Here is a 24,079-nt window from a genome sequence, read left to right as displayed (position 1 = left end):
CCCCGGTGTTCAGGACCAGCGGCCGGTGCGACCCAGCAGCAGGGCGGTCGCGGCCGTCCCGGCGGTCGACGTACGCAACACGGTACGACCCAGCCGGTACGCCTTCGCACCCGCCTCCTCGAACACGGCCAACTCCTGTGGCGAGACACCGCCTTCGGGGCCGACGACCAGCACGATCTCACCGGAGGACGGGAGTTCGGCCGTCGCGAGCGGCCCGCTGCCGTAGTCGCGGTCCTCGTGCAGGACGGCGGCGAAGTCGGCGCGGGCCACAAGCTCCGCCACCTGCCTGGTCGTCGCCGCCTCGGCGACCTCGGGGAAGCGGACCCGGCGGGACTGCTTGCCGGCCTCGCGGGCGGTGGCCCGCCACTTGGCGAGCGCCTTCGCTCCGCGGTCGCCCTTCCACTGTGTGATGCAGCGCGAGGCCGCCCACGGCACGATCGCGTCGACGCCGGTCTCGGTCATCGTCTCGACGGCCAGCTCACCGCGGTCGCCCTTGGGCAGGGCCTGCACGACGGTGATCCGGGGCTCCTCGGCGGGCTCCTCGGTCACCTCACCGAGGCTCACGACCAGCTGGTCCTTGCCCTCGGCGGCGACGACCTCGCCCGGCGCCCAGCGCCCGGCGCCGTCGGTGAGGACGATCTCCTCGCCGGCCCGCAGCCGCTTCACGGAGACGGCGTGCCGGCCTTCGGGACCGTCCAGGACGAACCGACCGCCCTGCCCACTTCGACCGCCCTGCCCGCCGCCCGGCAGTTCGTCGACGACGAAGACGGGCGCGGTCATGCCGCGCCGCCGTCCCCGAACTCCGACAACGCTGTCCGCGCCGCGGCGAGTTCGGCCGCCAGTACCTCCACCAGCCGCCCGGCGGGCAGCTCCCGGGCCAGCCGGTGGCCCTGTCCCGCCCACAGCGCCATGCCCTGCGCGTCGCCCGCCTTGGCGGCCGCCTTGCGCAGCGGCGAGGTGAGGTGGTGGACCTCCGGGTAGGCGGCGGGCGCGTACGGGCCGTGCTCGCGCAGGAAGCGGTTGACCAGGCCGCGGGCCGGGCGGCCGGAGAAGGCACGGGTCAGCTCGGTGCGCACGAAGAGGGGGTTGGTCAGCGCCTGCTTGTGCACGGCGTGCGCGCCGGACTCGGCGGTGGCGAGGAACGCGGTGCCCAGCTGGGCGGCGCTCGCGCCGGCCGCGAGGACCGCGGCGATCTGGCTGCCGCGCATGAGGCCGCCGGCGGCGACGATCGGCAGGCTCACGGACTCGCGGACCTGGGCGATCAGGGAGAGCAGCCCGATGCCAGAGCCGTCGTTCTCCGGGATGTCCCGGTGGGTGCCCTGGTGGCCGCCGGCCTCCACGCCCTGCACGATCACCGCGTCTGCGCCGGCCCGCTCCACCGCGAGGGCCTCCTCGACGGTGGTCGCCGTGACGAGGGTGAAGGTTCCCGCGCGCCGCAGGGCCTGAAGTACCTCGGGTCCGGGCACGCCGAAGTGGAAGGACACCACCGGCACCGGGTTGTCCAGCAGCACGGCCAGCTTGGCGTCGTAGCCGTCGTCGCGTCCGCTGTCGGGGTCGCCGAGCTCCGTCTCGTACCAGGCGGCCTCGCCGGCCAGCTGGTGGGCGTAGACCTCGACGGCGCCGGCAGCAGGGGGCGCGGCGACAGCCGCTCCAGTGGAGCCGGTGCTTGCACCGGGATACTCGGGCTGCGGCATGAAGAGGTTCACGCCGAAGGGGCGGGCGGTGAGACTCCGCAGCTGCTTGATCTCCTGGTACACGCCGTCGGCCGTCTTGTACCCGGCGGCCAGGAAGCCGAGCCCGCCGGCCTCGGCCACGGCGGCGGCGAGCTTCGGGACGGAGACGCCGCCCGCCATGGGGGCCTGCACGATCGGGTGCGGGAAGAGATCGGTCAGTGCGGAGGACATGACGGCATGTTGTCACGTCCTTTGAACAAGTCCGAATCCGACCGCCGGTTGGCACAGGCCTCTGGCAGACATGCCGGAAGGACACCCGTGGAGGGTGCCCTTCCGGGACTGCTCAGCGTGCGCGCGGGGCCTCAGCGCCCGTTGAACGCGTCCTTCAGCCGCGAGAACAGACCCTGCTGACCGGGCTGGAACTGCCCGGTGGGCCGCTCCTCGCCGCGCAGCTTGGCCAGCTCGCGCAGCAGCCGCTCCTGCTCGGGATCCAGCTTCGTCGGCGTCTGCACCTCGACGTGGACGATCAGATCGCCGCGCCCGCCGCCCCGCAGATGCGTGACGCCCCGGCCGTGCAGCGGGATCGACTGCCCGGACTGGGTGCCGGGCCGGATGTCGACCTCCTCCAGCCCGTCCAGCGTCTCCAGCGGCACCTTCGTGCCGAGGGCCGCCGCCGTCATCGGGAGCGTCACCGTGCAGTGCAGGTCGTCGCCGCGCCGCTGGAACATGTTGTGCGGCAGCTCGTGGATCTCGACGTACAGGTCGCCGGCGGGACCGCCGCCGGGGCCGACCTCGCCCTCGCCCGCGAGCTGGATCCGGGTGCCGTTGTCGACACCGGCCGGGATCTTGACCGTCAGCGTGCGACGGGACCGCACGCGGCCGTCGCCCGCGCACTCCGGACAGGGAGTGGGGACCACGGTGCCGAAGCCCTGGCACTGCGGGCAGGGCCGGGACGTCATGACCTGGCCCAGGAAGGACCGTGTCACCTGCGACACCTCACCGCGACCGCGGCACATGTCACAAGTCTGGGCGGTGGTCCCCGGCGCCGCGCCCTCACCGCTGCAGGTGGCGCAGACGATCGCCGTGTCGACCTGGATGTCCTTCGTGGTGCCGAAGGCAGCCTCTTCCAGGTCCACCTCCAGCCGGATCATCGCGTCCTGACCGCGCCGCGTCCGCGACCTCGGGCCCCGCTGGGACGCCGTGCCGAAGAACGCGTCCATGATGTCGGAGAAGTTCCCGAAGCCACCGGCGCCGAAGCCGCCCGCGCCACCGCCGCCCGACTGGGACAGCGGGTCGCCGCCGAGGTCGTAGACCTGCTTCTTCTGCGGATCCGACAACACCTCGTAGGCGGCGTTGATCTCCTTGAACCGCTCCTGGGTCTTCGGATCCGGGTTGACGTCCGGGTGCAGCTCGCGCGCGAGCCGCCGGAAGGCCTTCTTGATCTCTTCCTGCGACGCATCGCGGCGCACGCCGAGGACGGCGTAGTAGTCCGTGGCCACTTACGACTCCGCCAGGATCTGTCCGACGTACCGTGCCACCGCTCGTACCGCTCCCATCGTTCCCGGGTAATCCATGCGGGTCGGTCCGACCACGCCGAGTTTGGCGACTGCCTCGCCGCCCGAACCGTAGCCGACCGACACCACCGAAGTGGAGTTGAGTCCCTCGTAGGCGTTCTCGTGACCGATGCGTACGGTCATGCCCGAATCCCCCGCCTCGCCAAGGAGTTTGAGGAGCACGACCTGCTCCTCCAGGGCCTCCAGGACGGGCCGGATGGTGAGGGGAAAGTCATGTCCGAAGCGGGTGAGATTGGCGGTCCCGCCGATCATCAGCCGCTCCTCGTTCTCCTCGACGAGCGTCTCCAGCAGGGTGGAGAGCACCGTCGTGACCGTACCGCGGTCGTCGGCCTCGAAGGCGTCCGGCAGGTCCTCCACCAGACGCGGCACGTCGGAGAACCGGCGGCCCGCGACCTTGCTGTTGAGCCGCGCGCGCAGATCCGCCAGCGAGGTCTCCCCGAAGGGCGCCGGGCAGTCCACCAGCCGCTGCTCGACCCGCCCGGTGTCCGTGATCAGCACGAGCATCAGACGCGCGGGTGCGAGCGAGAGAAGCTCCACGTGCCGCACGGTCGAACGGGTCAGGGACGGGTACTGCACAACGGCGACCTGCCGGGTGAGCTGCGCCAGCAGCCGCACCGTCCGCGCCACGACGTCGTCGAGATCGACGGCGCCGTCGAGGAAGTTCTGGATGGCCCGCCGCTCCGGACCGGTCATCGGCTTGACGCCGGCCAGCTTGTCGACGAACAGCCGGTAGCCCTTGTCCGTGGGGATGCGCCCCGCACTGGTGTGCGGCTGGGCGATGTACCCCTCGTCCTCCAGGGCGGCCATGTCGTTGCGGACCGTCGCCGGGGACACGCCGAGGCTGTGCCGCTCGGTGAGCGCCTTCGACCCCACGGGCTCCTCGGTGCCGACATAGTCCTGGACGATGGCGCGCAGCACCTGGAGCCTGCGTTCACTCAGCATTGCGCGCACACCTCCAGCAGTCGTCCCCCAGTCCCCTGGGCGCCTCGCCTGGCACTCTTCACATCCGAGTGCCAGCGTTCCCCGGCCCAGTGTACGGCTGTGGGGTACACCGGGGGCAAGGTCGGCCCCGGTGCAGCGTCGTAGGGCTAGCGTCGCGGTATGACGGTGACTTGGGAAGAGCTCGGGTGGGAGCGGGTCGCGGCCGGGGTCGGGCGGTGCCGGCTGCCGGGCTGGGACTGCACGGCGGGGCTGGTCGTGGGGGCGGGCGCGGCGCTGATGATCGACGCGGGATCCAGTCTCGCGGAGGGGGTGCGGCTGCGGGCGCAGGCCGAGGAGCTCACTGGCGGACGTGTGACCCATCTCGCGCTCACCCACCCCCACTTCGACCATGTCTTCGGCGCGGCGGCGTTCGCGGGCGCGGAGGTCTTCGGGGCGGTGGGCGTGGACACCGTGCCGGGTAAGGAGCTGCGGGCGGACGCACTGCGCAACGGCCTGGACGAGTCGGCGGCCGCGGAGGCCTCGGACGCGCTCGTGCGGCCCCGGCACCTCGTCTCCGGCGAGTGGACGCTCGACCTGGGCGGCGGCCGGCAGGTGCTGCTGGCGAACGTCGGGCCCGGCCACACCGCGCACGACCTGGCGGTCTTCGTCCCCGGCGAACCCGAGGTCGTCTTCTGCGGCGACCTGGTCGAGGAGTCCGGCGAGCCGCAGGCCGGGCCGGACGCCGTCCCCTCCCGCTGGCCCGACGCCCTCGACCGGCTGCTGCGGCTGGGTGGTGAGGACGCGCTGTACGTGCCCGGTCACGGGGCGGTGGTGGACGCGGCGTTCGTGCGGGCGCAGCGGGACGCGCTGGCGGCCCGGTTCGGCGTGTCGCCGTAAACCCGTCTCGCGGCTTCTCCTATCGTCATCCGAATGCGCCAGTACTCCGCCGACCTGACCCCTCCCTGGAAGAAGCCGAAGCCCGTCCCCGAGGTCCCGGCGGAGCCCGGCCTGGTGGTGGAGGAGCCCGGCACCGGGTTCTGCGGCGCGGTGATCCGCTGCGAGGCGGGCACGGTCACCCTGGAGGACCGCTTCGGCAAGCACCGGGTGTTCCCGCTGGAGCCGCGCGGCTTCCTGCTGGAGGGCCGGGTGGTGACCCTCGTGAGACCGCCGTCCTCCGGGCCCGTACGTCCCACCCGTACCGCCTCCGGTTCGGTCGCGGTACCGGGCGCACGCGCGCGGGTCGCCCGCGCCGGGCGCATCTACGTCGAGGGCCGGCACGACGCCGAGCTGGTCGAGAAGGTGTGGGGCGACGACCTGCGCGTCGAGGGCGTGGTCGTGGAGTACCTGGAGGGCGTGGACGACCTGCCGTCGATCGTCGCCGAGTTCGCCCCCGGCCCGGACGCCAGGCTGGGAGTCCTCGTGGACCACCTCGTGCCCGGCACGAAGGAGTGGCGCATCGCCCGGTCGGTCACGAGCGAACACGCCCTGGTCGTCGGCCACCCGTACATCGACGTCTGGGAGGCGGTGAAGCCGGCGTCCCTGGGCATCGCCGGCTGGCCACGGATCCCCCACGGCCAGGACTGGAAGACAGGCGTGTGCCGGGCCCTCGGCTGGCCGTCGGACAACACTGGGGCGGTGTGGCAGGCCATCCTGAAACGGGTGACCTCGTACAAGGACCTGGAACCGGAGCTGCTCGGCAGGGTGGAGGAACTGATCGATTTCGTCACGACCCCGGCCGAGCAGACCCCGTAACGGCCCCACCTCAACACCTCAACACATTTCGCAACCACCCCGGCCCAGAACAGGCGCGCAACCGCCCCGGTTCAGGGCGGGTGCTAGTCGACCAGGTCCCGTACCACCGCGTCCGCCAGCAACCGGCCCCGCAGGGTCAGTGCCGCCCGCCCCTCGTCGTACGGCCCCTGCTGCAGCAGGCCGTCCGTGAGCGCCCGGCCTGCGGCCGCGAGCCCGGCCTCCCGCAGCAGCGCCAGCGGAACCCCATCCCTCAGCCGCAGCTCCAGCAGGACCCGCTCCACGCGCCGGTCCTCGTCGGACAGAAGCTCACGTCCGGCGCCCGGCGAGCGGCCGCCCGCGAGAGCAGCCGCGTACGCCCCCGGATGCTTCACGTTCCACCAGCGGACCCCGCCGACGTGCGAGTGCGCCCCCGGCCCCGCCCCCCACCAGTCGGCGCCCCGCCAGTACAGCTCGTTGTGCAGACAGCGGCCCGCCTCGGAGGTGGCCCAGTTGGAGACCTCGTACCAGTCGTAGCCCGCGGCCGACATCACCTCGTCCGCGATCAGGTAGCGGTCGGCGTGTACGTCGTCGTCGGTCATCGGGACCTCGCCGCGGCGGATCCGACGGGCGAGCTGCGTGCCCTCCTCGACGATCAGCGCGTACGCCGAGACGTGGTCGGGGCCCGCGCCCAGCGCCGCGTCCAGCGAGGCCCGCCAGTCGTCGTCCGACTCGCCCGGGGTGCCATAGATCAGGTCCAGGTTGACATGGTCGAAGCCCGCGGCCCGCGCCTCCGCCACGCACGCCTCGGGCCGGCCGGGGGTGTGCGTGCGGTCGAGAACCTTCAGCACATGCTGCTTCGCGCTCTGCATCCCGAAGGAGATCCGGTTGAAACCGCCCTCGCGGAGAGTGGCGAGATAGGCGGGGTCGACGGACTCCGGGTTCGCCTCCGTCGTCACCTCCGCGTCCGCCGCGAGGCCGAACTCGTCGCGGATCGCGCCCAGCATCCGTACGAGGTCGGACGCGGCCAGCAGCGTCGGTGTGCCGCCGCCGACGAAGACCGTGCGGACCTCGCGCGGGTCGTCGCCGAGGACCTTGCGGGCGAGACGGACCTCGTCGATCAGGGTGTCGGCGTAGTTGTCGCGGGAGGCGAGGACACCGCCGGTGCCGCGCAGCTCGGTGGCGGTGTAGGTGTTGAAGTCGCAGTAGCCGCAGCGGGTCGCGCAGTAAGGGACGTGCAGATAGAACCCGAGGGGACGGTCGGCGGCGCCGGCGAGCGCGTGCGCCGGAAGCGCGCCGTCGCCGGGGACCGGTTCGCCATCGGGGAGTGCGGAAGGCATACGCCCATTGTCCCGCACCCCCACACAGACCCCGGACGCCTCCGCCCCCTCACCCACGCTCCCGTCACACTCCGCCTGCCGACCGGCCCCGCCCTGCTTCGCCCCCCCTGCCCCGCCCTGCCCCGCCCTGCCCCGCCTACTCGGCCTGGAGGACCAGTAGGGCCAGGTCGTCCTCCGGGGGTAGGTCCCCGAACTCGTGCACCAGTTGTCGGATACGTTCCGCGATCAGCTCGGCGTCCAGGCCGGCGCAGCCCGCGAGCGCGACGGCCAGTCCGTCCTCGTCGTCGAACTGGCGGGAGCCCGAGCGCCGCTCCGTCACCCCGTCGGTGACGCACAGCAGGCTGTCCCCGGTCCGCAGCTCCAGGCTGTCGCTGGTGTACGTGACGTCCTCGATGACCCCGAGCAGCGTCTGCGGGTGCGCGGCCGTGGCGACCGAGCCGTCCGGGCCCAGCAGCAGCGGCAGCGGGTGTCCGGCGGAGGCGAGGGTGCAGCGGACGCCGCCCTCGAAGGGGGCCAGTTCGCCGTAGAGGAGGGAGAGGAAGCGGGTCTGCGGGCCGTCGCCCGGTCCGGCGGGGCCGACGAAGGCGCGGGCGGCGGCGTCGGCGGCCTCCGTCGCGTCGTCGAGGAGGAGCTGGTTGAGGCGGTCCAGGACGTCGGCGACGCCGTACCCCTCGCGGGCCAGCAGCCGCAGCCAGGGCCGGGCCAGGCCGATGACGACGGCCGCCTCCGGGCCCTTGCCCTGGACGTCGCCGATCGCGAAGCACCAGCGGCCGTCGCCCGCCGGAAACAGGTCGTAGAAGTCGCCGCTCGGGCCGCCCTGTTCACGCGGCTCGTAGACCAGGGCACTGCGCACCCCGGGGATCTCCGCGACCGCGCCGGGCAGCAGCCCGCGCTGCAGTACGGCACTGATGGTGACCTGGCGGGCGTACTGGCGGGCCGCGCCGATGGCGAGCGCCACCCGCCGGCCCAGGTCCTCGACGAGCCCGGTGACCTCGTCGGGGAAGACGAGCAGCCCGGCCCGCCCGATGACCAGGGTGCCCAGCGGACGGCCGCCCGCGATCAGCCGGTACGCGAGGGCCGCGCCCGGGCCGCCGAGCGCCGCGCCGGGCCAGGGAAACAGTTCGGGTCCGGAGCGCGGGCCGCCGTCCGGCGGACACGGCGGACACGGCGGGTCCTTCTCCAGGGCCCGGCGCAGGTCCTCGATGAGGTTCTCGCTGCCGTGCCAGACGCGGGCCAGCCGCGGCCCCGGCCCGCCGGTCCACTCGCCGCGCCCGCTGACCTCGTCCTCCAGCCACACCGCGCACCAGTCGGCGAGCCGCGGCACGAGCAACTGTCCGGTCAGCGCGGCCACCAGGTCCTCGTCGAGCTGTCCGGCGAGCAGATCCGAGGCCTCGGCGAGGAAGGACAGCGCGCCCCGGTTGAGCCACTCCCGGTCCCGGCGGCCGACCGGCTTCCGCGGCTCGGGCGCGAGGGCTTCGAGGAGCCCCGGGACGGGGTCGCGAAAGCCGTCCGAGCGCTCGCCGCAGCGGTCGGAGTGATCCGGATGCTCCGTGCGGTTCGCGTGGTCCGTGCGGTTCGCGTGGTCCGTGCGGTTCGCGTTGTCTGTGCGGTTCGCGTGGTCCGTGCGGTTCGCGTGGTGCTCGTGGGCGTGGTTGGGGTCGAAGGGGTTGTCGCCGAGGGCTTCGAGGTCGATGTCGTAGGGCGCGGCGCTCGGCAGGAGGCGGGCCCAGACCGTCTTCGTCCCCCTGCGGTACGTCACCCCCCAGGCGTCGGCGAGCCCGGCGACTATGCGCAGCCCGCGGCCGTACTCCGGTGTCTCGTACGGCGGTTCCGGGGCGCCGTCGTCGCGTGGGGCGCGGGAGGGGTGGTGGTCGGAGACCTCGACGACGACCGCGAGCCGGCCGCCGGGCTGCCCGGGCTCCTCCTCCAGCCGGCACCCCAGCTCGACGTCGGTTCCGGCGTGCACGACGGCGTTGGTGACGAGTTCGCTGACGACGAGCGTGGCGTCCTGCGCGAGACGCTCGTCGAGTTCCTCGCCGCCAGGCAGACCGAGGCCGGCCCACTCCGTCAGCGCGGCGCGGACCAGGTCGCGGGCGGCGCCGGGCGCGAGGGGGCTGCCGGCCAGGTTCGCGCGGGTGTGCGGGAGGCCGCCCGGACGCGCGGGCGCGCCGCCGGCCCGGGAGGCTGTCTCCCGTTGCGTCGGAATGGCCCCCATGCGCAGCTCCCCGGACGGTTCGGATGCCCACAGGGTGACAGACCGATCTCGGCCATGAGCGCTGGGTTACCGAACTCGGCCGTCCTGGGCGAGAACCGTGCTACGCGTGTGTACACATGTGTACGCGCGTGCTCGAAGAGGGGTGGTTGAGGGGCGGAATCCGAGCATGCGCGCTCCGCCCCCCGATACCGCGCGCCCGCGCTACGCCTCGCGCGCTCCGGCGTACATGTCGTCGATGAGGTGCTTGTACTCCCGCTCCACGACGGGCCGCTTCAGCTTCAGGCTCGGGGTGATCTCGCCGTGCTCGACGTCGAGGTCCCGGGGCAGCAGCCGGAACTTCTTGATGGTCTGCCAGCGCTGGAGGCCCTCGTTGAGCTGCTTGACATAGCCGTCGATCAGCTCGACCGTCGCGGGCGCGGCGACGACGTCCGCGTACGACTTTCCGGCCAGCCCGTTCTCCCTCGCCCAGTCGAGGATCGACGGCTCGTCCAGCGCGATGAGCGCGGTGCAGAAGTTCCGGTCGGCGCCGTGCACGAGGATGTTGGAGACGTACGGGCACACCGCCTTGAACTGTCCCTCGACCTCCGCGGGCGCGATGTACTTGCCGCCGGACGTTTTGATGAGGTCCTTCTTGCGGTCGGTGATGCGCAGATAGCCGTCGGGCGAGAGCTCGCCGATGTCGCCGGTGTGGAACCAGCCGTCGGCCTCCAGGACCTCCACGGTCTTCTCGGGCAGCCCGTGGTAGCCCTCCATGATGCCGGGGCCGCGCAGCAGGATCTCGCCGTCGTCGGCGATGCGCACCTCGGTGCCGGGCAGCGGCTTGCCGACCGTGCCGGTGCGGTAGGCCTCGCCCGGGTTGACGAAGGAGGCGGCGGAGGACTCCGTCAGGCCGTAGCCCTCCAGGATGTGGATGCCGGCGCCGGAGAAGAAGTAGCCGATCTCCGGGGAGAGGGCCGCCGACCCGGAGACGCACGCGCGCAGCCTTCCGCCGAAGGCATGGCGGATCTTGGCGTAGACGAGCGCGTCGGCGACCTTGTGCTTGGCGCCCAGCCCGAAGGGGACGGAGGCCGTGCCGGTGCGCCGGAAGTTGTCCTGCGCCTCCTTGGCGTACTCCCGGGCGACCTCGGCGGCCCACTGGAAGATCTTGTACTTGGCCCCGCCGCCCGCGCGGGCCTTGGCGGCGACCCCGTTGTAGACCTTCTCGAAGATGCGCGGCACGGCGGCCATGTACGTCGGCTGGACCACCGGCAGGTTCTCGATGATCTTGTCGACGCGGCCGTCGACGGCGGTGACGTGACCGACCTCGATCTGGCCGGAGGTGAGGACCTTGCCGAAGACGTGCGCCAGCGGCAGCCACAGGTACTGCACGTCCTCGCCGCTGATCAGCCCGGTCGCGGCGATCGCCTTCGCCATGTACGACCAGTTGTCGTGCGGGAGGCGGACGCCCTTGGGCCGGCCGGTGGTGCCGGAGGTGTAGATGAGGGTGGCGAGCTGGTCGGAGGCGATCGCGGCCACCCGCTCCTTGATCAGCCCGGCCTCCTTCTCCAGCCGGGCCGCGCCGCGCTTCTCCAGCTCGTCGAGGGTGAGGATCCAGTCCTCGGCGGTCTCGACGCCCGCCGGGTCGAGCACGACCACATGGGTGAGGGCGGGCAGCTCGGCGCGCTTCTCGACGGCCTTGGCGAGCTGGGCGGCGTCCTCGGCGATCAGGACCCTGCTCTCGGAGTCCGAGAGGATGAACGCCGACTCGTCCGCGTTGGTCTGCGGATAGACGGTGGTCGTGGCGGCCCCGGCGCACATGATGCCGAGGTCGGCGAGGATCCACTCCAGCCGGGTGGAGGAGGCGAGCGCGACGCGCTGCTCCGGCTGTACGCCCAGTTCGATGAGGCCGGCCGCGATCGCGTAGACCCGCTCGGCGCTCTGCGCCCAGCTCAGCGACTTCCAGTCGTCGGGGCCCTCGCCGGACGCGGCCGGCACCGGGTACCGGTACGCCTCCGCGTCGGGCGTGCTCGCCACGCGCTCCAGGAAGAGGCCCGCGACGGACGGCGGACGGTTCTCGATCAGGGTCTGTGTGTCGCTCACGACATCCTCCGGGGCCCGCGGCGATGCGGCTGGCTTGGTTAAACGGCTGGCTTGTTTAACTCGCGAGTAACTATCGGGCAGGGACAGAGTAGAGGCCGACCGGCCCGGGCGTAAGGGGCCACAGAGGGTCACTTTCCCCTGGACACGGACACGGGGCCCGTCACGCTTTCGCGCGACGAGCCCCGGAAATCGGCGTCCATGGTGGCTATTTCTTGCCCTTGCCCGAGCTCGCGTTGTCGTCGCTGCTCAGGACGGCGATGAAGGCCTCCTGCGGAACCTCCACGGAACCCACCATCTTCATCCGCTTCTTGCCTTCCTTCTGCTTCTCCAGCAGCTTCCGCTTCCGGGAGATGTCACCGCCGTAGCACTTGGCGAGGACGTCCTTGCGGATGGCGCGGATGGTCTCGCGGGCGATGACCCGGGAGCCGATGGCCGCCTGGATGGGCACCTCGAAGGCCTGCCGCGGGATGAGCTCGCGCAGCTTGGCGACGAGCCGCACACCGTAGGCGTACGCGGCGTCCTTGTGGGTGATCGCGGAGAACGCGTCCACCTTGTCGCCGTGCAGCAGGATGTCGACCTTGACCAGGCTGGACGTCTGCTCGCCGGTGGGCTCGTAGTCCAGCGACGCGTAGCCGCGGGTCTTGGACTTCAGCTGGTCGAAGAAGTCGAAGACGATCTCCGCGAGGGGCAGCGTGTAGCGGATCTCGACGCGGTCCTCGGAGAGGTAGTCCATGCCGAGCAGGGTGCCGCGCCGGGTCTGGCACAGCTCCATGATCGAGCCGATGAACTCCGACGGCGCGAGGATCGTGGCGCGCACGACCGGCTCGTACACCTCCGAGATCTTCCCCTCGGGGAACTCGCTCGGGTTGGTGACGACGTGCTCGCTGCCGTCCTCCATGAGGACGCGGTAGACCACGTTCGGCGCGGTGGCGATGAGGTCGAGGCCGAACTCGCGCTCCAGCCGCTCACGGATCACGTCGAGGTGCAACAGGCCGAGGAAGCCGACGCGGAAACCGAAGCCGAGGGCGGCGGAGGTCTCCGGCTCGTAGACCAGCGCGGCATCGTTGAGCTGCAGTTTGTCGAGGGCCTCGCGCAGCTCGGGGTAGTCGGAGCCGTCCAGCGGATACAGACCGGAGAAGACCATCGGCTTCGGGTCCTTGTAGCCGCCGAGGGCCTCCGTCGCGCCCTTCGCCTGGCTGGTGACGGTGTCACCGACCTTCGACTGGCGGACGTCCTTCACACCGGTGATCAGATAGCCCACCTCGCCGACGCCGAGGCCGTCGGCCGAGAGCATCTCGGGCGAGTTGGTGCCGATCTCCAGCAGCTCGTGGGTCGCGCCGGTCGACATCATCCTGATGCGCTCGCGCTTGTTGAGCTGCCCGTCGATGACACGGACGTACGTCACGACACCGCGGTAGGAGTCATAGACCGAGTCGAAGATCATCGCGCGGGCGGGGGCGTCGGCGACACCGACCGGCGCGGGGATCTCCTTGACGACCTTGTCGAGCAGCGCGTCGACGCCGAGACCCGTCTTGGCGGACACCCGCAGCACGTCGCCCGGGTCGCAGCCAACGAGGTTCGCGAGCTCCTCGGCGAACTTCTCGGGCTGCGCGGCCGGCAGGTCGATCTTGTTCAGCACGGGGATGATCGTGAGGTCGTTCTCCATCGCCAGGTAGAGGTTGGCGAGGGTCTGGGCCTCGATGCCCTGGGCGGCGTCGACGAGGAGGACGGTCCCCTCGCAGGCCGCGAGCGACCGCGAGACCTCGTACGTGAAGTCGACGTGCCCCGGGGTGTCGATCATGTTGAGGATGTGCGTGTTGCCGGGCTCGTGGGTCGGAGCCCAGGGCAGACGCACCGCCTGGGACTTGATCGTGATGCCGCGCTCGCGCTCGATGTCCATCCGGTCGAGGTACTGAGCACGCATCTGCCGCTGCTCGACCACGCCGGTCAGCTGGAGCATCCGGTCGGCGAGCGTGGACTTGCCGTGGTCGATGTGCGCGATGATGCAGAAATTGCGGAGCAGAGCCGGGTCGGTACGGCTCGGCTCGGGCACATTCTTAGGGGTCGCGGGCACGCAGGGTCCTGATTCTTGAGATATCCGCAGGGTCAGCGGCTCGGGTCGGATCGATACGTAGGCTCCATGGTCCCACGGGCGGCGACCGGGGACCGGTTTGGGCCACTCACGGGGCCGCTGGTAGTCTGGGCAGCTGTGTCTCATGCCCTCTCAGCGCGGGGCACATCGGAAACCTGAAATAGAAGAGGCTTACTTCGTGGCGAACATCAAGTCCCAGATCAAGCGGATCAAGACCAACGAGAAGGCTCGGCTGCGCAACAAGGCCGTCAAGTCCTCCCTGAAGACCGCGATCCGCAAGGCCCGTGAGGCTGCTGCCGCGGGTGACGTCGAGAAGGCCACTGAGTACCAGCGCGCTGCCGCGCGTCAGCTCGACAAGGCCGTCTCGAAGGGCGTCATCCACAAGAACCAGGCCGCCAACAAGAAGTCGGCGCTTGCTTCCAAGGTCGAGACCCTCAAGGGCTGAACTCCTTATCTGATCTGATCGCCGGAAGGATCCAGAGCGGGCCCTCTCTCATCCGCTCCCGTCCGGCACCCCCGAGCCTGTACGCGGCCTGCGTTCGCCACGCGGGTACGGGCTCAACAGCTTGATCAGCGTGACCCGAAGGCCCCGGTCCCTCGCCCTTCCCCAGGGTGGAGCCGACCGGGGCCTTCGGCATGCCGGTCACGACCAGAAGTCGTTGGCCTTGTCCATGTCCTCCAGGCACTCGTCGAGGTCGCTGATCTTGTCCCCGACGATCCGGAAGACGATGCCGCCGTTCTCCTCTATGTGCTTGGAGCCCCGATCCGCGGTGAAGCGGTGCATGGACATGACGTGCCCACGGCCGTCGACGAACAGGTTGAGCAGCTCGACCCGGAACGAGCCGCCCGTCTCGGAGGAGAGCCGACCGTAGTAGTCGTTGAGGACCGAGTCGATCCCCTTGTAGTCCCCCGAGAGCGGGTGCGAGCCGGGTACGTGGTGCGTACAGTCTCCGGTCATCAGCCCGCGCAGCGTGTCCATGTCTCCCCGCTGGAAGGCCTCGTAGCCCTCGCGAACGAGCTTGGCGTGCGGGTGTTCAGCCACGGTGATCGCCACCTTTCCGTGTTCGGCGACAGACGGCCGATGCGCACGATTCTCCTCCCCGCGGTGTCTACCGTCCTCCGGAGCGGGCCGCGCGCGCGATCGCCACGACGGCCTTCTCCAGGGCGTACTCGGGATCATCGCCCCCGCCCTTGACTCCCGCGTCCGCCTCGGCCACCGCCCGCAGCGCGACGGACACCCCGTCCGGCGTCCACCCCCGCATCTGCTGGCGCACCCGGTCGATCTTCCACGGCGGCATGCCCAGCTCGCGCGCGAGGTCGGCCGGCCGGCCGCCGCGCGCGGACGACAGCTTCCCGATCGCCCGCACGCCCTGGGCGAGCGCGCTGGTGATCAGCACGGGTGCGACGCCGGTGGCCAGCGACCAGCGCAGCGCCTCCAGCGCCTCCGCCGCGCGGCCCTCCACCGCCCGGTCGGCGACGGTGAAGCTCGATGCCTCGGCCCGTCCGGTGTAGTAGCGCCCGACGATCGCCTCGTCGATGGTCCCCTCGACATCGGCGACCAGCTGGGACACCGCCGAGGCCAGCTCCCGCAGATCGCTGCCGATGGCGTCGACGAGCGCCTGGCAGGCCTCGGGCGTGGCCGACCTCCCGGTCGCCCGGAACTCCTGTCTGACGAAGGCCAGCCGGTCCGCCGGCTTGGTCATCTTCGGGCAGGCCACCTCGCGCGCCCCCGCCTTGCGCGCGGCGTCCAGCAGCCCCTTGCCCTTGACCCCGCCGGCGTGCAGCAGCACCAGCGTGATCTCCTCGGCGGGCGCTGCGAGGTACGCCTTGACGTCCTTGACCGTGTCGGCGGACAGGTCCTGCGCGTTGCGTACGACCACAACCTTGCGCTCCGCGAAGAGCGACGGGCTGGTCAGCTCGGCGAGGGTGCCGGGCTGCAGCTGGTCCGAGGTCAGGTCACGTACGTCCGTGTCGGCGTCGGCGGCCCGGGCGGCGGCCACCACCTCCTGCACGGCACGGTCGAGCAGGAGGTCCTCCTGGCCCACGGCGAGCGTCACCGAGGCGAGAGGGTCGTCATTCGCAGTCTTCCTGGCCATTGCGACAAGCATGGCACGGGCCACTGACAACGCGGCCCGCGAGCGTCTCCCCTACGGCTCCTCGCGCCAGCCCTCCCACTCGCCCGCGAACGCGTCCAGCTCCTCCGCGTCGAGCCGCCCGTCCTCGTCCCGTAGCACGACCAGCCACTGCGCGTCCTCCGCGTCGTCCTCTCCGGCCAGGGCGTCCCGGACGATCTGTGGCTCCTCGCGCACCCCGAACCGCTCGGCCAGCTCCTGAGCCGCCTCCTGCGCGGCATCACGATCGGGCAGCACCAACACATGTCTCACATCACTCACCAGCCCATTTTCCGGCACACGCGCAGGGGCTGACGGCCGGGTCGCCAGACAGGGCGCAGGGGGAACAGCGGTCCGCGCAGGCGGGCAGGGGGTGGCAGCGGGTCGGCGAGGTGCGGGCCGCGGGTACGCAGGCCGCGGGCATGCGGGCCGCGGGCATGCGGTCTGCCGGCTGCGGGCATGCGGGCTGCGGGCATGCGGTCTGCCGGCTGCGGGCATGCGGGCCGCGGGTACGCAGGCCGCGGGCATGCGGGCCGCGGGCATGCGGGCCGCAGGCTGCGGGCATGCGGGCCGCGGGCATGCGGTCTGCCGGCTGCGGGCATGCGGGCCGCAGGCGTGCGGGCTGCAGGCGTGCGGGCTGCCGGCTGCGGTACGCGGGCCGCGGGCATGCAGGCCGCGGGCTGTGGGTGTGCGGGTTGCCGGGCTGTGGGTCAGGTCTTGGGGACGATCTGCACGTCCAGTTCGATGCGAATGCTCGGTCCGACCACCGCGATGCCCCGCGCCAGCATCGACTGCCAACTGACGGTGAAGTCGTCCCGGTGCAGCTCGGTCCGCGCCCGGCAGGCCGCCCGCACCTCGCCGCCCATGCCGTTGCCGAGCCCGAGGTACTCCGCGTCCAGCGTGACCGTCCGCGTCACACCGTGCAGCGACAGCGCCCCGGTGACGGCCCACCGGCTGCCGCCCTTGTGCACGAACCGCTCGCTGTAGAACTCGAGCGTCGGAAACCGCTCGACGTCCAGAAAGTCCGCCGACCGCAGATGGTCGTCCCGCATCCTGACGTTCGTGTCGATGGACGCCGCGTCGATCACCACGTGCATCGCCGACTGCTCCACCCGCTCGGCGATCCGCACCGCCCCCGCGAACGCGTTGAACCGCCCGTGGATCCGGGCGAGCCCGATGTGCCGCGCCGTGAACCCGATCGAGGAATGCGTCGCCTCGATCTCCCAGTCCCCCGGCGCCGGCAACTCCGGCGGCCGCGCGACCTGCAGCGTCACATCACCGAGCTGGGCCAGCGCGTTCTCCCCCACCGTCGCGGTCGCCCGGTAGGGCGTGTATCCCTCGGCGGACACCGCGAGCCGGTACTCCCCCGCCGGCACCGTCGTCATGAACGCCCCGAAGGGGTCCATGCCGCCGCTGACGACCTTGCGTCCCATCGCGTCGCTCACCGCGAACTCCGCGTGTGGCACCGGCTCGTTGACCGGGTCGAGCACCCGGCAACTCAGCACCCCGGCGTTCGCCGGGGTGTGGACCGCAGCGAGAGGACTCGTCCGCTGCACCCGGTTCGTACGGTTTCCCAGCCAACGGCCCAACATCCACGACACCTCTGCGCGACTTGACACCACTTGTTGTCGAAGAGGTATTCGATCACTGATGCGGCTTTCGAGGCAAGACACGCCCACATCACGGGAAACCAGCAGATGTGCTGGTACTACGCACAAGTAGCCCCGCATGACCGGGAATCCACCCTCCGATCGCCGTCCCCGAACCATCGGCACCCGCTGCCCCGCGTCCCCCGCTCCCCGCCCCCACCAGCAGCGCGAGATGGTCTGACCTCGACGCCCAGCCCCGCGAGCAGCGCCCGAACGCCCCGTTCAGCTCGGTGTCGTTCTGAGCGGCGGGTGTCCGGGCGGCTCGCCCACGGTCTGGGCGGGATTCATGCCCTCAGTCTCGCGCCACCCGCACCTCCCCGCCCGCACCCCCGACGACCGCCAGCGCCCCGTCCCGGTCGGTCCGCATCACCACCGCCCCTCCCGCGCGCAGCGCCGCGACCGTACTGGGCGCCGGGTGCCCGTACGGATTGTCCGCACCGCACGAGATCAGCGCCAGCCGTGGGGACGCCGCGCGTATGAGGTCGGGGTCCTGGTAGGCCGAGCCGTGGTGGGCCACCTTCAGCACGTCCACTCCATGCAGCAACGCGGCCGCCGGGGAACGCAACAACGCCTGCTGGGCCGGTGGTTCGAGGTCGCCGAGCAGCAGCATCCGCAGCCCGGCCGACCGCACGAGCAGTGTCACGCTCGCGTCGTTCGGCCCGGCCGGTTCCGGAGCCGGGCGCGGTGGCGGCCACAGCACCTCCCAGTCGAGAGCACCGAGCCGACGCCGCTCCCCTGCCACGGCCCGCATCACGGGAACGTCCCGCGCCTCCGCCTCCTTCCGTACGAATTCCACCTGGTCCACGGGCTCCTCGAACCCCGTCGTCTCGATCGCTCCCACCGCCCGGCCCCGCAGCACCCCCGGTAGTCCGACCACGTGGTCGGCGTGGAAGTGGGTGAGGACGACGAGCGGCACCCGGGTGATCCCGAGCATGTGCAGGCAATGGTCGACGAGCGTCGGATCCGGCCCGGCGTCCACCACCACGCCGGTTCCCTCGCCCGCCGCGAGGACAGTCGCATCCCCCTGTCCGACATCGCACATCGCCAACCGCCAGCCCGGCGGCGGCCACCCCGTCAGCACCCGGGTCAGCGGCGGCGGCTGGACCACCGCGAGCAGAAGCAGCACCCCGCAGACCCCGCACAGCCACGGGTGCCGGAGCAGTCGCCGCCCGAGCAGCACGACCCCGGCGGTGACCAGGGCGAGCAACAGGGCACCACCCCAGCTCCCGGGCCAGTCCACTCCCCCGCCGGGCAGCGCCGCCCCGGTCCGCGCCACGCCCGCGATCCACCCGGCGGGCCAACTCGCGCACCACGCCAGCGCCTTGGCCACCGGCATCGCCACGGGCGCCGTCGCCAGCACCGCGAAGCCCAGCACCGTCGCCGGGGCGACCGCGAACTCCACAAGGAGATTGCAGGGCACCGCCACCAGGCTCACCCGCGCCGACAACACCGCGACCACCGGCGCACACAGCGCCTGCGCGGCTCCCGCGGCCGCCAGGGCCTCCGCGAGCCGCGGGGGCACCCGATGCCGTCGCAGCACGGCACTCCATCGCGGCGCCAGCGTCAGCAAGGCCCCGGTGGCCAGGACGGACAGCAGGAACCCGTAACTTCGGGCCAGCCAAGGGTCGTACAGCACGAGCAGCAGCACCGCTGTCGCCAACGCCGGGATGAGGGATCTGCGGCGGCCGGTCGCCAGGGCGAGCAGCACGATCGCGCCGCAGGCCGCGGCGCGCAGCACACTCGGGTCGGGACGGCACACGACAACGAATCCGAGCGTGAGCGCTCCGCCCAGCAGTGCCGTCGCTCGCAGGGGAACACCGAGGCGAGGCGCCAGACCGCGGCGTTCGACCTGCTGGGCCAGCCCGGGTGGGCCGAGGAGCAGGGCGAGGATGATCGTGAGGTTGCTCCCGGAAACGGCCAGGGTGTGGGCCAGATCCGTCTCCTTGAAGGCCTCGTCCAGTTCGGGCGTGATCCGTGAGGTGTCCCCGACGACCAGCCCCGGCAGCAACGCCCTGGCGTCCTCGGGCAGTCCTTCGGTGGCCGCCCGCAGTCCCGCCCGCAACCGCCCCGCCAGCCGCTGTACGGCCGACGGTTCACGCACGACGGACGGCACCGCACGATCCCGTACCCGCAGCACGGCCGCGATCCGGTCCCCGCCGGCCAACGCGGGCGCCAACCGCCCGGTCACCCGCACCCGGGTGGACGGCAACAGCCCAAGCCACGGCCCCGCCTCAGGCTTCACTCCGGAACCCCGCACACCGCCGGACGCGGCCCGGCCGCCGGCCCCCACACCCCCACCGTCGGACACCCCCGAGTCACTGGACGCCGCACGCCCGACACCGAACGCCGCACGCCCAACACCGGACGGCTCCCGCCCACCACCAACGCCGGACGGCTCCCGCCCACCACCACCGCCGGACGGCTCCCGCGCACCGAGCGCCGCAGGCTGCCCGCCCGCGCCCCAGCGCGATCCGACGTCCACGAGCACCAGTACCGGGGCCCGCGTCGCCAGCGTCGCCCGGACCGCTCCGGCGCCACTGGGCAGCACCTCTTCGACGCTGCGCACCTCCCCGTTGATCAGGACGGAGTCCGGAGTCAGATGGTCCCCTCTGACTCTGGGCCGGGTGAGCCGTGGGTCGGAGGTGATCTCCACCTCGGCGGTGACGGTCGCGTACTCCCGCGCCAACGCCGGCACCGGTCCTCGGCGTAGATCGGCCCCGTGCAGCCCGGCGGACGCGGCAGCCGCGGCCACGCAGAGCAGCGACGCGGCGACCGTGACACGAGGCCAGGCCGTCCGGCCGCCAACGGCCCGAACACCCGGAGGTCGCGGACCGCCCACGCCACGGCCCGTGCCCTGACCTACCGCACACCCCACCCCATGGCCTGCCCCACGTCGTACGGTCCACCGTTCGGTGCGCCCAGCTCCTCGCCGCGCCACGACGATAAGGACGCCGGCTGTCATGAGGCAGACGATCACGACGCCACCCACCAGTGCGGGTGGCGCGTCCAAGGTCAGCGCCGCCGTCGCCCAGGCCGCGAGCGCGGGTGGCACGAGCCGTAGATCCATCGGCCCTTCCTGACGCGGGTTGGCATCGCCCAGTCGCTTCCCTGAAGCTGCGTGCACGGCTTGGCGGGTGCGGGAGTCACGTCCGGCTCGGACACCGGTGACCTCGGCGTCCTCGCTGTGCCCCGCCCCGGGCGCGGTGCGCGCAGCGTCTTCTTCCCTCATGGCCGCACGAGGTTCCGCAGGTCGGCGAAGCGCCGCTCGCCGATGCCGTTGACCTCGCGCAGTTCGTCCACCGACCGGAAACCGCCGTGCTGGGCGCGGTAGTCGACGATGTGCTGCGCCAACACGGGTCCCACGCCGGGCAGGCTGTCGAGTTGGTCCACGGTCGCCGTGTTGAGGGAGACGGGGACCGAGGGCCCGGCTCCCATGCCGGTGCCTGCAGCACCCGCTGTTCCCGGCCCTGCCCCCGCTCCCGCCCCGGCGGCCCCGGCCGACGCGGGTCCGCCGACGACGACCTGCTCCCCGTCCACGAGGAAACGGGCGCGGTTGAGACCGTCGGTGTTGGTACCCGGTCGCACTCCACCGGCCGCACCCAACGCGTCGACCACCCGTGAACCGGCCGGAAGTCGGTGGATCCCGGGCTTCCGCACCTTGCCGCTGACGTCCACCACGATCTCCGTCCCGGCCGTACTCGCCGTACTCGCCATACCCGGCGAACCGACCGAACCGACGGAAGCGGCCGGCTCCGCAGCCGGGCTCTGCTCACCCGCCTCATGAGGGGCAGCGGCTCGCACCACCTCCGGAGCCCTTACCGGCTGAACCCGGCCGATCCAGAAGTGCTGTACGGCGAACGCGGCCACGGCGACCAGCAGCACCGTGAGCGCGAGCACGCTTTTGCGTTCCAGGCCGCAACGCGTCTGCAACCACACCGGCATCCGCTCCCGCAGAGCCGGCCCGGCCCGCTCCTGCCAGACCCGAGCTGCACGAGGAGGCACCCCCTCACGAGCCTCGTCAACACCGAGACCGGAACCGGAACAAGGGCCGGCATCGGGATCGAAGTCAGGGTCGGGGTCGGGGTCGGAATCAAGCCTGCGACCCCCACGCGTACGACCCCGACCGAGACCCCGATCGACGTCACCGTCGCCGTCGCACCCCCGCCCACGCCCCCGCCCGAGACCGAGCCCGAGCCCACGCCCACGCCCGACGTCACGGTCACCGTCGGCGTCCCGGTCACGGTCGACGTCCCGGTCACCGTCGACGTCACGATCACGGTCGTACGCGTGCGGGTCGTCGTCGGCAGCGACGACATGCCTCTCACCCTCACCCTCACCCCCACTCACACCGCCCTCCCCCACGCCGCCCTTCCCCACACCGGGCGCATCGGACGTCCTCAGCGCGCCCGGCGGCCCCATCCCCGACTCCCCTCGTTCCCGGGCCCGTTGGGCGAACAACGCCTGCGCCCGGCGGCGGTTCTGCTCCGCCGAGGCATGACGGTGTCCCGCCGGGCCGCCGCCGGATGGACGGAGACGATGGGAGCGGCCGTCGGAGCCGGGGACTCGGCCGGGACCGCTGGTCGCGTTCGTGCTGCGTGAGCGTGATCGAAGTGCCATGCGACGAGGATGGGACACTTCGCAGAACCGCGATGATCTTGCTCAATTTCCGGGGACAACTGCCCCGTTGTGGATAACTCCGCCACCCGCACGAGTGAGGGAAGCCGGGAACCCTCAGCCTCAGCCTCAGCGCGGCGAGACCACGACGCCCAGCAACCCCGGCCCGGTGTGCGCCCCGATCACCGCACCGACCTCGCTCACGTGCAGGTCGGCGAGCCCGGGCACGCGTGACCGCAGACGGTCCGCGAGGGCGGCCGCCCGGTCGGGAGCGGCGAGATGGTGCACGGCGATGTCGACCGGCGCGCTGCCCGCCCGGTCGGCCACGAGCTCCTCCAGGCGGGCGATGGCCTTCGACGCAGTCCGCACCTTCTCCAGAAGGTCGATGTGCCCGCCGTTCAACTGGAGCAGCGGCTTCACCGCGAGCGCCGAGCCCAACAGGGCCTGGGCAGCGCCGATCCGGCCGCCGCGGCGCAGGTAGTCAAGGGTGTCGACGTAGAAATAGGCGGAGGTGCCGGCGGCCCGCTTCTCCGCCGCGGTGACCGCCTCGTCGACCGTGCCGCCCGTCCCGGCGGCCTCGGCCGCCGAGAGCGCGCAGAAGCCCAACGCCATCGCGACCATGCCGGTGTCCACCACCCGCACCGGCACCGGCGCTTCACGCGCCGCGAGGACCGCCGCGTCGTACGTGCCGGACAACTCGGCGGAGAGATGGAGGGAGACAATGCCGGTGGCGCCGGAGTCGGCGACTCTGCGGTACGTCTCGGCGAAGAGCTGAGGGCTGGGGCGCGAGGTGGTGACGGGGCGTCGCTTCTGCAGCGCCTGGGCGAGGGAGCGGGTCGAGATCTCGTTGCCCTCTTCAAGAGCCTGGTCGCCGAGGACGACGGTCAGGGGCACCGAGGTGATGCCGTGACGCTCCATCGTCCGCTGCGGCAGGTAGGCCGTTGAATCCGTGACGATCGCGACATGGCGGGACATGACCTGGAGGTTACCTGCCGTAGCCTCCGTGCGGCAGCCCGGCCCCTCGAAGCCGCTGGCCCCTTGACCGAATCAAGTGCCACCGCCGAGCAGCACCTGACTTGGGACCCGATCACACCCGCAACCGGGACCTCGCCGGCATCAGCGGCGACGCCGTCCCACGTCAGGTGGTGCTCTCGGGGCGCGGCTTCTTCTGCCACGGGTAGGTGGGCCGCGGTGCGGGCGGAGTGATGGCGGGCCGGGCCGGCTCCTCCGGGGTGCGTGCGCCGGGCGTCTCCGGCCAGGTCTGTCCGGCCGCCGCACCGTCGGCGGCCGGAGCCTCGGGCCACGACGGCGGCGAAGGCGGCGATGCCTGGGTGGAGTCCGCTGTGGTCCAGTGCCGCAGGGCACCGGCCTCGACGTCTATCTGGGCGCTGAGGGTGTCGAGGTCGTCGTCCGCGAAGCGGCGGGCCCGGTCCCGGGCCGCCCAGCGCAGCGACTCCGCCGATGACGTGATGCGCTCGGTGCGCTCCCGCAGTGAGGGCAGCCGCTCGGTGAGCTTCGCCCGGTCCGGCTCGGACTCCAGGCGCTTGAGCTCGTCGTCCAGTTCGTGCCCGTGCGCGCTGAGCCTCTGGAAGAGACCGAGGGACTCCTTGAGGGACGCGTCCTCGGCGACGCCCGCCTGCAGCGCGTCCTGTGTGGCCCGCATCGACGTGCGCAGCTTGAGCCGCAGCTGGGCGATCTCGCCGGCCGGTCCGAGCTGGGCGAAGGACTTGGCCCGCAGCGTGTGGTCCTCGACCGTGCGGCGGGCCTGGGTGATGGTGCGGTCGACGCCTCGCTTGGCGGCGCCGATCACCTTCACCGTGGCGTAGGCGCCGAGCACGAGGAAGAGCACGAAGAGCAGGGCGACGACTGTGATCACTGCTTCCACCAGCTCCTCCTCCGGCCTGCCACAACACATCCGGCGCCACAGCTCGCGCGCCGCACTTAAAACCGTAAACGACGCGGGCAGGTTCGGAGTTCCAGAAGAACCCCGAACCTGCCCGTAGGGGACTACCCGGAGCCGTGCTCACGGCCCCTGATGGTCACGCCCTCGCCATGGTCACGACCTCGCCGGCCTCGCCATGGT

At 72.0% G+C, this 24,079-nt stretch carries 19 protein-coding genes; 3 read left to right on the top strand and 16 right to left on the bottom strand.

Translation table 11 applies throughout. From position 1 onward, the window contains the following. Positions 1-9: 9 nt before the first annotated feature. From ACIBTS_RS05205 to hrcA, 4 genes are all read right to left on the bottom strand, one after another. Positions 10-780, bottom strand: coding sequence for a 16S rRNA (uracil(1498)-N(3))-methyltransferase (locus tag ACIBTS_RS05205; RefSeq protein ID WP_399316712.1), 771 nt, complete (start codon positions 778-780; stop codon positions 10-12). Beyond that, positions 777-1,904: a nitronate monooxygenase gene (locus ACIBTS_RS05200; RefSeq protein ID WP_399316710.1), complete on the bottom strand. Its 1,128-nt coding sequence runs from the start codon at positions 1,902-1,904 to the stop codon at positions 777-779. The genes ACIBTS_RS05205 and ACIBTS_RS05200 overlap by 4 nt, the downstream gene beginning before the upstream one ends. 131 nt (positions 1,905-2,035) lie before the next feature. Next, entirely contained in the window at positions 2,036-3,172 is a 1,137-nt protein-coding gene (gene dnaJ, locus ACIBTS_RS05195) for a molecular chaperone DnaJ (protein WP_079662344.1), read from the bottom strand. After that, positions 3,173-4,189, bottom strand: a complete 1,017-nt coding sequence (gene hrcA, locus ACIBTS_RS05190; RefSeq protein ID WP_319336734.1) for a heat-inducible transcriptional repressor HrcA — start codon at positions 4,187-4,189, stop codon at positions 3,173-3,175. It abuts the gene before it with no gap. Positions 4,190-4,348: 159 nt separating this feature from the next. On the opposite strand from hrcA, the gene ACIBTS_RS05185 reads away from it, so the two are divergent. Further along, positions 4,349-5,065 (top strand): MBL fold metallo-hydrolase, encoded by a 717-nt coding sequence (locus ACIBTS_RS05185; RefSeq protein ID WP_399316708.1) that lies wholly within the window; start codon positions 4,349-4,351, stop codon positions 5,063-5,065. 33 nt (positions 5,066-5,098) lie between these two features. Then, positions 5,099-5,920 (top strand): DUF3097 domain-containing protein, encoded by an 822-nt coding sequence (locus ACIBTS_RS05180; protein ID WP_319676218.1) that lies wholly within the window; start codon positions 5,099-5,101, stop codon positions 5,918-5,920. Between the two features lie 83 nt (positions 5,921-6,003). Here ACIBTS_RS05180 and hemW read toward each other — a convergent pair whose 3' ends face one another. From hemW to lepA, 4 genes are all read right to left on the bottom strand, one after another. After that, positions 6,004-7,236 carry a radical SAM family heme chaperone HemW gene (hemW, locus tag ACIBTS_RS05175; RefSeq protein WP_399316706.1) on the bottom strand — a complete coding sequence of 411 codons (1,233 nt, stop codon included), beginning with the start codon at positions 7,234-7,236 and terminating at the stop codon, positions 6,004-6,006. Positions 7,237-7,372: 136 nt separating this feature from the next. Continuing rightward, positions 7,373-9,451 carry a SpoIIE family protein phosphatase gene (locus ACIBTS_RS05170; RefSeq protein ID WP_399316703.1) on the bottom strand — a complete coding sequence of 693 codons (2,079 nt, stop codon included), beginning with the start codon at positions 9,449-9,451 and terminating at the stop codon, positions 7,373-7,375. Between the two features lie 201 nt (positions 9,452-9,652). After that, the gene (locus ACIBTS_RS05165; protein ID WP_399316701.1) at positions 9,653-11,530 is read right to left on the bottom strand and encodes an AMP-dependent synthetase/ligase; all 1,878 of its coding nucleotides are present in this window, start codon (positions 11,528-11,530) and stop codon (positions 9,653-9,655) included. 205 nt (positions 11,531-11,735) lie between these two features. After that, positions 11,736-13,604 (bottom strand): translation elongation factor 4, encoded by a 1,869-nt coding sequence (gene lepA, locus ACIBTS_RS05160; protein ID WP_319676435.1) that lies wholly within the window; start codon positions 13,602-13,604, stop codon positions 11,736-11,738. Between the two features lie 196 nt (positions 13,605-13,800). Between lepA and rpsT the strand changes: the two genes are divergently transcribed. After that, positions 13,801-14,067, top strand: coding sequence for a 30S ribosomal protein S20 (rpsT, locus tag ACIBTS_RS05155; RefSeq protein WP_020127768.1), 267 nt, complete (start codon positions 13,801-13,803; stop codon positions 14,065-14,067). Between the two features lie 198 nt (positions 14,068-14,265). Here rpsT and ACIBTS_RS05150 read toward each other — a convergent pair whose 3' ends face one another. The 8 genes from ACIBTS_RS05150 to ACIBTS_RS05115 all read right to left on the bottom strand — a co-directional run bounded on the left by ACIBTS_RS05150 (position 14,266) and on the right by ACIBTS_RS05115 (position 23,881). Beyond that, positions 14,266-14,664, bottom strand: coding sequence for a nuclear transport factor 2 family protein (locus ACIBTS_RS05150; protein WP_399316698.1), 399 nt, complete (start codon positions 14,662-14,664; stop codon positions 14,266-14,268). A 67-nt stretch (positions 14,665-14,731) separates the two neighbouring features. Further along, positions 14,732-15,718, bottom strand: coding sequence for a DNA polymerase III subunit delta (gene holA, locus ACIBTS_RS05145; protein ID WP_319676437.1), 987 nt, complete (start codon positions 15,716-15,718; stop codon positions 14,732-14,734). A gap of 51 nt (positions 15,719-15,769) precedes the next feature. Then, positions 15,770-16,015 carry a hypothetical protein gene (locus tag ACIBTS_RS05140; protein ID WP_079662337.1) on the bottom strand — a complete coding sequence of 82 codons (246 nt, stop codon included), beginning with the start codon at positions 16,013-16,015 and terminating at the stop codon, positions 15,770-15,772. A gap of 428 nt (positions 16,016-16,443) precedes the next feature. Further along, on the bottom strand, positions 16,444-17,325 hold the full coding sequence (locus ACIBTS_RS05135; protein WP_319676439.1) for a YceI family protein: 882 nt from the start codon (positions 17,323-17,325) through the stop codon (positions 16,444-16,446). Between the two features lie 349 nt (positions 17,326-17,674). Then, a complete protein-coding gene (locus tag ACIBTS_RS05130; protein WP_399317184.1) occupies positions 17,675-20,506 on the bottom strand; it encodes a ComEC/Rec2 family competence protein in 2,832 nt (943 codons plus the stop codon). A gap of 101 nt (positions 20,507-20,607) precedes the next feature. Then, positions 20,608-21,744 carry a helix-hairpin-helix domain-containing protein gene (locus ACIBTS_RS05125; RefSeq protein WP_399317183.1) on the bottom strand — a complete coding sequence of 379 codons (1,137 nt, stop codon included), beginning with the start codon at positions 21,742-21,744 and terminating at the stop codon, positions 20,608-20,610. 381 nt (positions 21,745-22,125) lie between these two features. Then, complete coding sequence (locus tag ACIBTS_RS05120; protein WP_319672231.1) at positions 22,126-22,971, bottom strand: DegV family protein; 846 nt, start codon at positions 22,969-22,971, stop codon at positions 22,126-22,128. Between the two features lie 163 nt (positions 22,972-23,134). Next, entirely contained in the window at positions 23,135-23,881 is a 747-nt protein-coding gene (locus ACIBTS_RS05115; RefSeq protein WP_399316694.1) for a hypothetical protein, read from the bottom strand. Positions 23,882-24,079: the final 198 nt, after the last annotated feature.

The organism is Streptomyces sp. NPDC050121, assembly GCF_044460385.1.
Taxonomy (GTDB): Bacteria; Actinomycetota; Actinomycetes; order Streptomycetales; family Streptomycetaceae; genus Streptomyces; species Streptomyces soliscabiei.
This window is presented reverse-complemented; position numbering and strand designations above follow the sequence as displayed.